Source organism: Streptomyces sp. NBC_00016, assembly GCF_045040885.1.
Taxonomy (GTDB): domain Bacteria; phylum Actinomycetota; class Actinomycetes; order Streptomycetales; family Streptomycetaceae; genus Streptomyces; species Streptomyces coriariae.
The window spans coordinates 9,965,930-9,978,534 of record NZ_CP108304.1 but is presented as its reverse complement, the minus strand read 5'-3'; the positions used below and the strand labels follow the sequence as shown (position 1 = coordinate 9,978,534).

Genomic DNA, 12,605 nt, shown 5'->3' with positions numbered 1-12,605 from the left:
TCGAAGCCCCCGAGCCATGGCGTTGGCGTTTTGAGGGCGGACAACCGTCCATGCGAGGTCCGGGACCAGCCTCGACCGTCGGCATCCGAAAACTGGAGAGCTGCAACGTCTCCCGTTGGGGGCATGAGATGTTCGCGGGTGCCGCGCGAAATCTCCATCCGCGTGCAGGGTGGCAGTGTGCCGATCAACTGGTCCCGTCCTCCCCAAGGCGATACCAGAAGGGCGTTGGCGGGATCAGGTGATCGATTGGCTATGAACAGGGTTCCCCCCTGCGCCCACATGGTGATCCGTGAGGCCTGGCTACGCACGCTGTCCTCCCGCTGCTCCTGGGACTGGGTGAGCTGATCATCGGCGACCTGGGCCGACTTGACGGTGCCCCATGCCGTGAGTGCCAGCCCCACGGCAGCGACCACGGCCGCTATGACGGCGGTGTGCTTCTCCCATTCCACTCGCCTGTACGACTCGGTGCTCCACTGCCACATCCGACGAACCGCAGAATCCGGCGGGCTGGGTGACGCGCGCCGAAGAGACAGCGAAGTGGGGTGAATGGGCGGGCGGGCCGGGACTTGGCGGACGCGTAAGCGAGCCGTACGCGGACGTGAGCGGGGCAATATGGCCTCCCAACGGGTCGGCGGCGACTCCTGAGACGCCCGATCGCAGATCCTGGTTGCACGAGGACCAGTGCGGCGCACGTCTCTGGCACCGGCCAGATCCCCCTGGCAGGCGGGAGCCGACTGCCCGGCCGGCGGGCACGTTCTTTGCCGCGCTTCCGCACCGTCCGCATCCCGGGACAGGCCGACTTCGGACCGTCCGTCACCCGGCACGAGGACTATGCTGCGGTGCAGACGTCCCAGACCCCGGCGGCATGCTGTTGCTGAACGCAGATGGCTGCGGGCCGCGGACTCTTCGTCCGTCACCCCGCGCATCCCTGGAGGGAACCGGGTGGGCCCATGTCCTGCTGTGCAGGCTGTCGGACCGGCCGTTGCTCTGCCTCCGCCGAACGTACGCCCCTGTCGGCAGCGCGGCCCGGAGGCCGGGAATCCGGTGCCACCGCGCCCGCTGCCGGATGGTCTTCCGAACCGAGGCGTCATGCTCCTTCCCCAGCTCCCTCAGTTCCCCCAGCTCACCGTGCGCCGCCATGACCGCGGGAATCAGGCGCTGATCGCCCTGTCCGGTGAGATCGATTTCGACTCCGCGCCGTTGCTGTGCGCTTGCCTGGAGCAGTGCCTGCGCGAGGGGGTCCACACCATCGACGTCGACCTCACCTCCGTCCGCTTCTGCGACTGCAGCGGCCTCAACGCCTTCCTCCGCGCCGCGCAACGGACCGCCGCGGCCGGCGGGGTCGTGCGGCTGCACCATCCGCCGCCGGTGCTGGCCCGGCTGCTCGACCTCACCGGCTGCGGCTTCCTCCTGCTCGGCCCTTCGTCCGGCCCGCTGCCCTCTCGTCCCGGCTACGCTCCGGCCCTGCCCGCCCCGTCCCCGCCGCGCGGGTCGATCCCGACGGCGTCTGTTCTCTCGGGCGATGTGCGATGACGGTCGGCCCTCGGCAGCAGGGGTCCCGGAAGCCTGAAGGCGGCGGGCCGTCCGCCATGGATCCGGTGCGATCACGTCGGTCTCCGGTACGCGTCGACGGCTCCTGGCGGCTCGGCTCGCTCGGCTCCTTGCGGCCCGGCCTCGACGGACCATCGGCGTCCGGCATCGGACGACTCACCGTGCCCGGCCGGGGCTTCGCGCTCGCCGACATCCTGGTCCGGCCGCACCCGCAGGGCCGCTTCCCCGCCGCTCCCGCGCAGGAGCGGCTGTTGACCGAGCGTCAGGCATCACTCGACGCCACCTACGGGGCGGAACCGAAGGGCCGTGTCACGCGGCCCGAAGGCGGTGGCCCGAGTGGGCTCTGACAGCAGGTCGGCCCGCATCCGGGTGCTGGTGGCCGAGCAGGCCGCCCGACGGGGTACCCGGATCGGTGTGGTGGACGTGTGCACCGCGGCCGTGGCCGCACTCCCGGTCGGAGGGGCCGGGCTGTCGGCGATGTCCCGGACCACGGCGAGCCACCCACTGTGCAGCACCGACCACATCAGCGCGCGACTGGAAGAGCTCCAGCTCACACTGGGTGAGGGGCCTTGCGTGGAAGCCTTCGCACGCGGCTCGGCCGTCCTGACACCCGATCTGCTCACCGTCGAACTACAGGATCACTGGGCCGTGTTCGCCGATGCAGCCCTGGAGGCCGGAGCCCGCGCGGTCTTCTCGCTCCCCCTCCAGATGGGCGCGATCAGCCCGGGAGTCCTCGACCTGTACGCCGACACTCCGACCGTGCTCGACACGGAGGAACTGGCCGACGCGCTGGCGTTCGCCGATCTGGCGACCCTCCTCCTGCTCGACGCAAGGATCGACGCGACGGGCGCACCGACGGGCGCACCGACCGACGGACCGGTGCCGGACCCCGGCTTCGAGGACCTGGGCGCGTACCGGGCGGAGATCGACCAGGCCAGCGGGATGCTCACGGTCCAGCTCGGAGTCGGCATCGATGAGGCCTTCGTCCTGCTCCGCGCCCACGCCTATGCGCGGGGACGCCGGCTCGCCGACGTGGCCGCCGACGTGGTGGCCCGCCGACTTCGCTTCCCACCGGACGCCGAGCCGGAGCAGGCCGAGGAGGCAACCTGACGTATCGCTGCCGGCCGAGGAACGTGCCGTACTTCCCGCCCCTTCGGGCAGGGACTGGTCTCAATCGAGGGTGCCCACGATGGATCAACAACTTCTGGCCAAAACCTTCGTCGAGCTGGCCGACAATCTGGTCGCCGACTTCGACCTCATCGACTTCCTGCGCCTGCTGACCGACCGCTGCGTCGGCATGCTCGACGCGAGCGCCGCCGGGGTGCTGCTCGCCGACCAGGACGGCAAACTCCGCGTCATGGCCGCCTCCGACGAACGGGTGCGGCTGCTGGAACTCTTCCAGCTCCAGAACGACGAAGGCCCCTGTCTCCAGTGCTTCCACACCGGCGCACCGGTGATCATCCACGACCTGACCCAGGAGGTCGCTCGCTGGCCACGCTTCGTCACGGCAGCCCACCGCAGCGGGTTCGGGGCCGTCCAGGCGCTGCCCATGCGCCTGCGGGACGAGACCGTGGGCGCCCTGAACCTGTTCCGCGCCGCGCCCGGCCCCTTCGAACCGACCGCCACACTCGTCGCGCAGGCGCTGGCCGACGTCGCCACCATCAGCCTGTTGCAACAGCGCACCGCCCACCGCAGCACCGTGCTCAACGAGCAGCTGCACACGGCGTTGAACAGCCGCGTGCTGATCGAACAGGCCAAGGGGAAACTCGCCGAACGCCAGGGCATCGACATGGAGCGGGCATTCAGCGCGCTGCGCGGCTACGCCCGCGCCCACAACCGGCGCCTGGCCGATGTGGCCCGCGCCTTCATCGACGACTCCGAACCCCTCGCCGGTCTGGGGTCCTGACCGGCAGGCCGACGCGAGCCCGCTGCCGCTCCGCGCCGTCCTCGATCAGTCGGCGGTGCCCGTGGCCATGACGGGGACCGCTCGTGGGGCCGGTCCGTTCAGCGTGCCGGGCGCCGGGTGGAGCGCCAGAGCGAGCGGGCCACCAGGTAGAGCAGATCGACGACGAGGAGTATGACGCCGGCGGAAGCCAGATGGAGCAAGCCGTCGACAGTCACGCCGATGGCGACCAGAGCGATTCCGGCGACGAGCAGGGTCAGGAAGAGGACCATGACGGCAGGCCTCCTGGGAAGGAAGGTGCGGTGGCGGCCGCTGCCCCCGTTTGGGGTTTCGGCCCGGGGGATCTCAGGCGGTCCGTCGGGCGCGGTGGCGGGCTTCCCGTAGTCGGACCTTCGACGGGAGGCGGTCCAGGCCTGCGGAGTCTCGTGCGTGTGCGAGTGTGTCGCGGCTGAGCTGTCCCAGAGTTCGCGCCGGATCCGCGTACGGCTCCAGCATCAGCCTGACGCGTGCGGTGGGGGCGGTGCGTCGGCCCGACAGCCGGACCTGAGCCCGCGTGACCCCGCCCAGGGCGCGCGCCTCTTCCTCGATGGCGTCCTCCAGCGTGCGGCCGTCGAGTCGGACCGCCGCGCCGTCCTCGCTGTGGACGAGGACCCGGTCCAGGCGATGTCCGCGCTGCGCGAGGAGCCACCACAACAGCAGGACCAGCAGCAGGGCGAGCACCGCGATCACGGTCGGCCACCACCAGCCCTCGTCCCGCCACCGGGTGCGTCCCTCGGCGCCCAACAGCACATCGTCCGGCCCGAGGAAGGGCCACCAGCCCGGCATGACGAATCCCCAGCGGCGCTGGAGATCCAGCCCTCCCAACAGCACGCCGCCGCCCAGGGCGAACAGTCCGAGGCCGAGAAGTCCCAGCAGCACCCGGTTCACTGTTTTGCGCATCAGGATCACCTCAGCCCTTCTTCGGGCGCCGGACGCGCACGGTCAGTGTGGGTTGTCGGGCGAGACCCAAGGACGCCACGGCCTCCCCCAGCGTGGCGGCCAGATCCTCGCGGACCTCCTCGAGCCCGCGGAAATGGGCCTGTGCCAGGACTTTGACCTTCCGGCGGCCGACAGCGATCCGGGCCGACCGGACACCGGGCACCCGCATCGCCCAGTCACGCAGCACCAGGGCGGCCGCGCGGCGGTCGAGCCCGGCTCGGACATCCTCCGTACCGGGGATGACGGTGGGCTGCCGCATGGGCAGCAGCCTGCGCAGACCCGGCGTCACCGCCAGCAGGAAGAGCCACAGGCCGAGGGCCATCGCCACCGCGGCCCCGACGATCACCCAGACGTCGTCCAGCGTCCGTGTGGCCAGTTCCTCGGCGAGCTGCCGCCGCCAGCTCATCGCGGACCGGCCTGCCCGCACCGAGACCACGTCGTACAGGAGCAATCCGACGGCCGCGGCGGACAGCAGGGCCACGAGGGCCGCGGGGATCCGCCGCGCCGACCAGAAGCGACGCGCCGGCCGGCCTGACGCGTCGATCGCGGCCGTCGCGCCTGTGCCCGGGGTGTCATCGGCGGACGGAGCCGCATGTCCGGGATCGGCGGGAAGGTCGCTGTCGCCGGCACCGGTCGACTGCCGCCAGGTGTGCGCGCTCATCTCACCCTCGCCCGGTCCGTGTGCCGTCCGTGCACCGAGTGCAGCCTCTCGACCGACACCACGAGGTCGGACACGTCCATGCCGGCCCAAGTCCTGAGCCGTTCGGTGACCTCCCGGCGCACCGCGGCGCACTGCGCCCCGATGTCGGACGGATAGCCGAGCTCGAGGGCGATGCGCAGCCGCGCCTCGCCGAGTGCCGCCCGCCGTAGCGCGGCGGACTCGGCGTCTCGCCCTGCGGTGTTCCGCCCCGGTGCCCGCCGCACGGACGTGTTCACACGTGGCGTCCGGCGGCCCGGCGGTACGCGGCGGGCCGACTCGGTGAACCCGCTCAGCGCCTCGCGCGCCACATGGGCGGCAATCTTCGCAACGACCCGGTCGGCGACGGTGATCGCACCGCGCTCCTCGCGGGGAACGGCCGGACGCCGATCTGCTTCACCGGTCACTGCCGCCAGTCTCCCCGAGTCCGTCGCCGGTCGTCGCGGATCCGCTCCTGGCGGTCCCGGCGGCGGACGAAGTCGCCCGGTTCGAGATCGCCTTCCGTGAACCGTCCGATCACGAGACCGACGACACCCAACCCCAGCACCAGCAGGAAAGCCCAGAAGCTGCCGAAATACGCCGCGAAACCCAGCGCCATTCCGGCCATCAAGCCCACCAAGGCCCTGCTCATCACGCGCTCCTTCACTCAAGCGGGCTGCTCCGCGCGCGCCCCGGCTACTGGATCCGCTGCCGCTCCTCCCCTTCGTCCTCCTCGTCGGTCGGCAGCTTCACGTCGCTGACCGTGATGTTGACTTCCACCACTTCCCGACCCGCCATCCGCTCCACCGCGGAGATCACGTTCTCCCGCACCGCGGCGGCCACGTCCGTGATCGAGACGCCGTAGTCGACGACGATCTCCAGGTCGATGGCCGCCTGCAGCTCTCCGACCTCAACACTGACCCCGCGCGTGGCGGATTTGCCACTGCCGGCGCCTGGCACCCGCTCCCGCATGGCTCCCATCGAGCGGGCGAGCCCACCGCCCAGGGCATAGACGCCGAGCACGTCCCGTGCCGCCATTCCGACGATCTTCTCCACCACCACATCGGCGACGGTCGTCCGGCCGCGGGAACCGGGCGCGCCGCCGGGCTTGACGCCGGTGTTCTTCACGCCGGTGTTCTCAGTCATCGGGACATTCCTCCCTCAAGACACTCACACGGCACTCACCGTTGATATTGTAGTCGTTTTAGTATGCTTTGAGTCGTTATAGACAGTTCAACCGAGTGGTCCGACGAGTGGCCGGGCGTCCCTGTCCGGAGCCCCGCGGACACGCCGGGCGCAGTGCGACAGAACGAGAGCTGCGGCCATGGGAGCAAGAGGGTGAGAGGCGGGTGGAAACCGAGGCGTGGACGCAGGCAGCGGGGCACCAGCTCGACCTCGGTCGGCTGCTCCCGCTCGGCTGGCCGGACGACGGGACATGGATCACCGAGCAAGCGGCCGTCCGGGCCCTGGGGCGTGCGGCCGCCGGGATTCCCGGTGTTCGGCTGGAGTCCCTGCGCGTCGGGTCGGCACCCCTCGAGCCCGTCTCCGAGCCGGCCGTCCGTCCCCCGGCCGGTGCCCTTCCGCCCGGCCCGCTCAGGATCGAAGCCGCCTTCACCGCATCCCTCGGCCGGTCACTGCCCGAAACCGCCACCCGGTTGAGGGGCGTGCTGCTCAGCGCGGCCGCTGAACGGCTCGGCCTGGCCACCGTGACAGCCGACCTGCACATCACGGATCTCCATGAGGTCTCGGAGACGGACCAAGTCAGGCCGCGAACCTCGACGACGGCCATGCAGCCCGCGCCGGAAGCCGCCGCGCGAAGCTCGCCCCCGGTCACCGGACCAGGCTCCATGCGAGGGCGCGCCGGTGAGCTGGCGGACATCGCGACGGCTGTTCCGGGCGTCGCCGGCCTCACCGCCGTGCGGGGAAGCCGCCCGGTCAAGGTGGAGGACCATGACGATCCACCAGGCCGGCACATCGAGGTCCACCTCGCGGTCGCCCCAGGACACCACCCACTGGGAGTCGCGCGGGCCGTCCGGGCCGCCGTGGCCGACGCGGCCACCCTCGACGCCCCGGGCCCGGTCACCGCGGCCGTCCTCATCACAGGGACCGCGGCCTAGGGCGTGTCCGCAAAGTAGCGCCGGCCGCCCGCAGGGCAGGGCTCGCGGCGTCCGGTATCGGCCTGGCCACGGCGCGGCGGTTCGCCGAGGCCGGCGCGAGCGTCGTGCTCTCCGCCCGGCGCGAGAGGCTGATCGCCGAGGAGGCGGAGCGTCTGGCCGCGGCCGGGTACAAGGCGGCCGCGATCACCGCGGACGTCACGGATGAGGCTCAGCTGGACGCGCTCGTCGCGCACGGAGAGGCGGGCGGCCGGACGGGCACGGGCCGGAGTCGCGGAGAAGAGACCAGCCCGTCGGGATCGGAGGGCTGCGGACCGAGGGAACGGCGGCCGAACGCACTGCCGAGTTCCGGCCGTCCGGGATGCTGTGGCAGGACGGGGCCGATCGGCCTTTACTGGAAGGTGAGGATCACGAGAACAGGCGACCGAATCGTTTCGCCCGACGCCGGATGCTTCGCCAAGGCAGGAGGTCGTGCCATGGACCCGCCTCTGCGAGAGCGCGACCTACCGCAACTCGTGGTCGACCGCCCTGATCGGCTGCGCGGCCGGGTCTTCGTCCTCGACGACCAGCCGATGCTGGTCGGGCGGGACTCCGACTGCCAGATCCAGGTGGGCGATCCGGGCGTCAGCCGACGGCACGCGGTGGTGTGGCGGGCCTCGGGCCGGACCACCGTCGAGGATCTGGCCTCCACCAACGGCACCATGCTGAACGGTCACCCGGTGCTCGGGCAGCAGGTGCTGCACTCGGGCGACGTGCTGGATTTTGGGCCCTTAGAGGTGCATTACGAAGAGCTGCGCCTCGCCGACCGGACCGTTCCGCGCGAGGCCGGCCGTACGCCGCCCGGCGGCGAGCGTCGGTTCGACATCGGGGAGCAGCAGGCCGACCGGCTGAGCAACGTCGCCGGGAACCAGTACAACTACGTTCAGCAGGCGCAGCGCGAGAGCTTTTTCAAGGAGGTCGCCGCGACCCGTACCAGGGCGCGACACCTGATCATGCTCGGCTTCCTGCTCTTTCTGGTCGGGGGCGGGATCTACGGCTGGGTGATCATTCGATTCATTGCCAGGACCAACGACGATATTTCGTCGGGGAGTTCGAACTTCGACTCCTCCCCGGAGCTGCTCGGACCGAAGGTGGCCGGGGTGCCGGTAGGGGCGGTCGGGTTCGCGATGGCGGCTCTCGGGACGGTTCTGACGGTCATCGGGATCGTTCTGCACATCGTGACGACGTCCCGGCGCCGCCGCTTCGAGGATGCCGAGCGGCAGGCGTCCTGGCAGCGGTGAGGAGATGGGGAGCCATGGCCTTCAACATCGGCAACCAGCAGGGCGGCGTGGTCAACAACGTCGCCGGGAACCAGACCGTTCACGGTGGCCAGTCGGCCGTCTTCACGGCGGGCGGGCAGGAGGTGCGCGGCCTGGTCCGGGAACTGAGGGCGTCGATCGAGCGGACGGCGCTGCCGCCAGCAGTCGAGCCCGAGGTGCGGGCCGAGCTGGACTCGCTGGACGAGGAGGTCGCCCGGCCGGAGCCGGACCGGGAGGCAGTGGCGGGCCGGCTCGGCCGGATCACCCGGCTGCTGTCCTCGGCGGGTGCGCTGGCCACGGCCGGCACCGGGCTGATCGGGCCGCTCGGAGCGCTCGCGGGCTGGCTCGGCGCACTCGGCCAGCCGATCTTGCGGGCGATCGCAGGCTGATGGGAGGAGGCTGACGGAGAGGGCCCTCACCCAAGGCCGGGTAGTTGGCGTTTTCGTGGGTCACGCAAGTGGGGTTGGAGACCATGGTGTTGCGGCGTAGAGGCCGGGGCCGAGTTTGTGGATGAGGCCGCTGGTGGCCCACCGATTGAGTTGCCTGTACATGTCTCCAGAGTGATGTCGCCGAAGTGGGCGGCTATGTCGCGGGGTTGTCAAAGACGCGTGGGGTCTTCCTGGAGCAGGGCCAGGATGCGGTGTCGGCGCCGGGCGGCAGGGGTGGCGTGCCGGTCGTCCAAGCCGGTCAGGATCCGACGGCCGATCGTCCCGAGGAGAGTGTCCCGATCGGCGTCCACAGGTATGACACCGACGGCCTGGATCGTCTGGTCGCGGGGCCATCTCCGCAAGGCGGGGATCAGGGCGACGGCGACGTGCGCGCAATGGCCTTGGTGGAACCGGTTACCCATCTGGGGGGGGCGGTCGTGGGCCTGAAGTTGTGCAGACGAAGCCGGGGGCATCGAGGCGATGATCGACCGCGGCATGGACTGCCTGATCCTGGGCGCACCCGCGTGTCCTCGCGCGCCCATCGCGAGCACGTGGTTTCCACTCTGCCCACCGTCGCCTCGGGTCGCCCGCGGCCCTCTCCGGCACACGACACCGTCGTGAACGGTCGCGGACCGTGCTCAGCAGGTCCCCCGCGATCCTGCGCCGAAAAGACCCGATGGGCAACGCGACGTCCGAGGGATGACCGGAAGTGGAAGTCACCATTCCGTGACATCCGCCACATCGACCCCAAGTACTAAGCGGCCTCGATAGTAGATGCCGTAACGGCGACATATGGGATTTGTCTGACTTGGCATACGTGCGCATCGCACCTGACTGGATGCGCACCCTCCCGCTCGGCACCCCGCTCCCGCACTTGAAGGCCGAACGTTCCTGACGGATCGACAGGGCTCCCGAGAATTCGCGGAGGCCGGAGCAGCACGCCGATACGCCCATTGCAAGGGCAGTGCAAGTCTACGAAGCAACGTAGTACGAAGGGCCATTGCTCTCTGCATGAAGCCATCCTGAGAATGACGGCCCCGCCGGGTGTCTCCGCAGTTCAGGAGCCGAATCCGTGCAGAGCCAGCCACACCAGGGGCGCTCGGCGATTACCGAGTGAGGTCACACATGGGTAAGCACCGCAAAAAAGAGCATTACCGGCGAATAGTCATCGCCGCCGTCACCATGACCACCCTGGGCGTGCCATCCGTCGCACTGGCCTGTAGCGACTGGCAGGACAGCGGCGGATACCGGCTCGACAGCGCCGCGAAGACCGCCGCCAAGGACGGGAGGAACGACGCCGTCCGGAATCACACCGAGCACAGCGACTGGGCCCGCGGCTGGAACGGCAGTGGGCACAGCGAGCCCAGTCCGGCTGCATCACAGTCGCCGACAGCCCCTGTGGGCACTCCCAAGCCCACCGCGACGAAGCTCAAGCCCAAGCCCAAGCCCACCAGACCATCGAGCATTGCGAAGAACACGGCCGCCAAGGCCGAGATCTCCACGCCTTCCCCCAATCCGAAGGCCACCACCTCCGCCTCCGCGACCCCCACGTCCCCCAGCACCTCGAAGGCAGCCGCCCCCGCATCCGGAACCAGTGCCCGTATCGTGCAACTGGTCAACGCCGAGCGCAGCAAGGTCGGTTGCTCGCCCGTGACGCTGAACGCGGTCCTGACCAAGGCCGCCCAGGCACACAGCGAGGACATGGCGGCCCAGCAGAACATGTCACACACCGGGTCCGACGGGTCCGACCCTGGCGCCCGGATCACCCGCGCCGGCTACGTCTGGAGCACCTACGGCGAGAACGTCGCCTACGGTTACACCACACCCGAGCAGGTCATGTCGGGCTGGATGTCCAGCCCCGGCCACAAGGCGAACATCCTCAACTGCGCCTTCAAGGAAATCGGCGTCGGCCTGGCACAGCCCGGCAGCTACTGGACCCAGGACTTCGGAACCGCGCGGTAGGGGCGGCACCAGGGCAACGGGGTCCCGACACAGGCCCGTGCTGTGCGCACCGCCGCACGATCCACCGAGACCCCGTTGCCGCCGCCCAGGCACCCGTACACGGTCCTGTTCCGGCACGTGCCGCCGAACGCGGCGGGTCCGGTACTGAGCCTGGCGACACTCGACCTGGGCACGGCCGTGCTGTCGGTGTCCGCGCTGAGTTTCCTCGGCTACGGCGCCACGCCGCCCGCTCCCGAGTGGGGCACGCTGATCGCCGACGGCCGCGACTACCTGGCAGACACATGGCGGGTGTCGACGCTCGCGGGTCTGACCGTCGCGGCACTCGTCCTGGCGGTCAACCGCATCTCCCGCGCGCTGGACGGCGAATGGGCGGGCCGGCGATGACCGCCTCGGATCCCGCTGTACCCGCACGGGTCCGCCGGCCCCGCGTCGCGGGCAGGGCAGGCGTGAGGGCGGCGACGGGCGATGCATGGGCCCGCCCGGCACCCTCTCCTCCTGCGCGCCGCCGCCTGGCAGGCAGCGCCTGCGGGTGACGCGGCGGACCGGTCGGCCGCTGCCGAACGAGAATCCACCACCTTGCCCTCTCCTGTCATGCACTGTCTGCGCTGAGGCGGTCCACTGCCCACGGCAGGAGCTCTTCGGCAACCGCAAGGCTGAACGGCCTTGCCAGCGAACGGAGTTCCGCAGCCGCGGCAGGACCGAGCGTGATGTAGGGGAGGGCGGCCAGTCTGTCGGTGGTGTGCTCGATCTCCGCCCTGCGCCGCGCACCGTCTTCGGTCAGAGCCAGGTGGGGTCCGTCGTCGAGCCATCCACGTTCGCGCAGGTTCTGCACGGTTTGTTCCCATTGCTCCGGCGTCCATGCCCGTGAGGCGCGCAGCACCCCTGCGTCGATCTCCCCTGTGGCGGCGTGCGTGACGAGAGCCTCGATGCCGCTCAGTCCGGCAGCCAGCAGTGCCGCCACATGACCGTCGCCGCGGAACTCCCGCAGCAGCGTCTGCGCGTGCCAGAGCACGAGGTGGGGTGCGCTCGGCCACGGCAGTGCCGCGTGCGCGGCGAAGAGGGGGCGGCCCTGTGGGTGGCACACGCTCGCTTCAGCCGCGCTGCGGGCCAATTCCGCCGCGCGAGCCAGCGCCGGTGAGGAGATGTCCGCGCCGAGGATGCGGCGGAGCGTGGTATCGATCCCGGAGAGCCGGGCGGCGGCGAACCGCTGCGGGGTGGCGGCTTCCCATGCAGCGGGTATGGCCCGGCGCACCAGCTGGGGATTGAAGTTGTAGAACGTGGCGATGACGAGATCCGCGGGAGCAGCGCCGAGCGCGGCGGAGCGGGACGCGAAGTACCCCGTCCTGCCGTCCACGCCCAACGCGGCGTACTCATCCGCGGCTTCGGGCGAGAAGTAGACACCCCCGTGGTAGGGCTCGAGAGTTCTCCAGGTCTTGCGCGCAAGGGCCAGGCTGTCGCGGTTCACGTTCTGCGTCATGTGCGGCTCTCCATCCAGTGGCGGATGAAACGTGGTGTTGATCGAGCACGCGACGGCGCGTGGGGTACGCCCAGGCATACCGTCTGGTCGGTAAGTTATCGGAGAGCGGCTCCGGCGGCCACTGCCCTGCAACCAGTTCTCGGCGCCCGTTCACGGTGACCACGCACCCCGCACCCCGCACCCCCCGGTGAACGCCGAGGGGCCGGGCCACGCGTGCG

At 70.5% G+C, this 12,605-nt stretch carries 15 protein-coding genes and 2 pseudogenes; 10 read left to right on the top strand and 7 right to left on the bottom strand.

The features are described from left to right. Window positions 1-1,089 precede the first annotated feature (1,089 nt). From OG933_RS43920 to OG933_RS43905, 4 genes are all read left to right on the top strand, one after another. Entirely contained in the window at window positions 1,090-1,533 is a 444-nt protein-coding gene (locus OG933_RS43920; protein WP_405633135.1) for an STAS domain-containing protein, read from the top strand. Between the two features lie 65 nt (window positions 1,534-1,598). Continuing rightward, complete coding sequence (locus OG933_RS43915; RefSeq protein ID WP_405633134.1) at window positions 1,599-1,898, top strand: hypothetical protein; 300 nt, start codon at window positions 1,599-1,601, stop codon at window positions 1,896-1,898. Then, complete coding sequence (locus OG933_RS43910) at window positions 1,888-2,661, top strand: ANTAR domain-containing protein (protein ID WP_405633132.1); 774 nt, start codon at window positions 1,888-1,890, stop codon at window positions 2,659-2,661. Before OG933_RS43915 ends, OG933_RS43910 begins: the two co-directional genes overlap by 11 nt. Window positions 2,662-2,740: 79 nt before the next feature. Beyond that, window positions 2,741-3,457 (top strand): GAF and ANTAR domain-containing protein, encoded by a 717-nt coding sequence (locus OG933_RS43905; protein WP_362534865.1) that lies wholly within the window; start codon window positions 2,741-2,743, stop codon window positions 3,455-3,457. Window positions 3,458-3,555: 98 nt separating this feature from the next. On the opposite strand, the gene OG933_RS43900 is transcribed toward OG933_RS43905, so the two are convergent. The 6 genes from OG933_RS43900 to OG933_RS43875 form a co-directional block, all read right to left on the bottom strand. Then, window positions 3,556-3,726 (bottom strand): hypothetical protein, encoded by a 171-nt coding sequence (locus OG933_RS43900; RefSeq protein WP_405633130.1) that lies wholly within the window; start codon window positions 3,724-3,726, stop codon window positions 3,556-3,558. A 73-nt stretch (window positions 3,727-3,799) separates the two neighbouring features. Continuing rightward, window positions 3,800-4,393 (bottom strand): alkaline shock response membrane anchor protein AmaP, encoded by a 594-nt coding sequence (gene amaP / locus OG933_RS43895; RefSeq protein WP_405633127.1) that lies wholly within the window; start codon window positions 4,391-4,393, stop codon window positions 3,800-3,802. A gap of 10 nt (window positions 4,394-4,403) precedes the next feature. After that, the gene (locus tag OG933_RS43890) at window positions 4,404-5,093 is read right to left on the bottom strand and encodes a DUF6286 domain-containing protein (protein WP_405633126.1); all 690 of its coding nucleotides are present in this window, start codon (window positions 5,091-5,093) and stop codon (window positions 4,404-4,406) included. Then, window positions 5,090-5,536: an Asp23/Gls24 family envelope stress response protein gene (locus OG933_RS43885; RefSeq protein WP_405633124.1), complete on the bottom strand. Its 447-nt coding sequence runs from the start codon at window positions 5,534-5,536 to the stop codon at window positions 5,090-5,092. Before OG933_RS43885 ends, OG933_RS43890 begins: the two co-directional genes overlap by 4 nt. Further along, window positions 5,533-5,760 carry a hypothetical protein gene (locus OG933_RS43880; RefSeq protein ID WP_362534851.1) on the bottom strand — a complete coding sequence of 76 codons (228 nt, stop codon included), beginning with the start codon at window positions 5,758-5,760 and terminating at the stop codon, window positions 5,533-5,535. The genes OG933_RS43885 and OG933_RS43880 overlap by 4 nt, the downstream gene beginning before the upstream one ends. 44 nt (window positions 5,761-5,804) lie before the next feature. Further along, complete coding sequence (locus OG933_RS43875) at window positions 5,805-6,254, bottom strand: Asp23/Gls24 family envelope stress response protein (protein ID WP_362534848.1); 450 nt, start codon at window positions 6,252-6,254, stop codon at window positions 5,805-5,807. Window positions 6,255-6,457: 203 nt separating this feature from the next. On the opposite strand from OG933_RS43875, the gene OG933_RS43870 reads away from it, so the two are divergent. The 6 genes and pseudogenes from OG933_RS43870 to OG933_RS43845 form a co-directional block, all read left to right on the top strand. Beyond that, window positions 6,458-7,225, top strand: coding sequence for a hypothetical protein (locus OG933_RS43870; protein WP_405633122.1), 768 nt, complete (start codon window positions 6,458-6,460; stop codon window positions 7,223-7,225). Between the two features lie 56 nt (window positions 7,226-7,281). After that, window positions 7,282-7,446, top strand: a pseudogene (locus OG933_RS43865) (SDR family oxidoreductase); the annotation flags it as partial. Between the two features lie 252 nt (window positions 7,447-7,698). Further along, a complete protein-coding gene (locus OG933_RS43860) occupies window positions 7,699-8,502 on the top strand; it encodes an FHA domain-containing protein (protein WP_405633119.1) in 804 nt (267 codons plus the stop codon). A gap of 14 nt (window positions 8,503-8,516) precedes the next feature. Continuing rightward, the gene (locus OG933_RS43855; RefSeq protein ID WP_355904467.1) at window positions 8,517-8,909 is read left to right on the top strand and encodes a hypothetical protein; all 393 of its coding nucleotides are present in this window, start codon (window positions 8,517-8,519) and stop codon (window positions 8,907-8,909) included. Window positions 8,910-10,073: 1,164 nt separating this feature from the next. After that, window positions 10,074-10,910: a CAP domain-containing protein gene (locus OG933_RS43850; RefSeq protein ID WP_405633116.1), complete on the top strand. Its 837-nt coding sequence runs from the start codon at window positions 10,074-10,076 to the stop codon at window positions 10,908-10,910. Between the two features lie 96 nt (window positions 10,911-11,006). After that, a pseudogene (locus tag OG933_RS43845) lies at window positions 11,007-11,294 on the top strand (ABC transporter permease subunit); the annotation flags it as partial. Window positions 11,295-11,499: 205 nt separating this feature from the next. Here the strand turns inward: OG933_RS43845 and OG933_RS43840 are convergent. Continuing rightward, window positions 11,500-12,387 carry an SCO6745 family protein gene (locus OG933_RS43840; RefSeq protein ID WP_405633113.1) on the bottom strand — a complete coding sequence of 296 codons (888 nt, stop codon included), beginning with the start codon at window positions 12,385-12,387 and terminating at the stop codon, window positions 11,500-11,502. Between the last annotated feature and the right edge of the window lie 218 nt (window positions 12,388-12,605).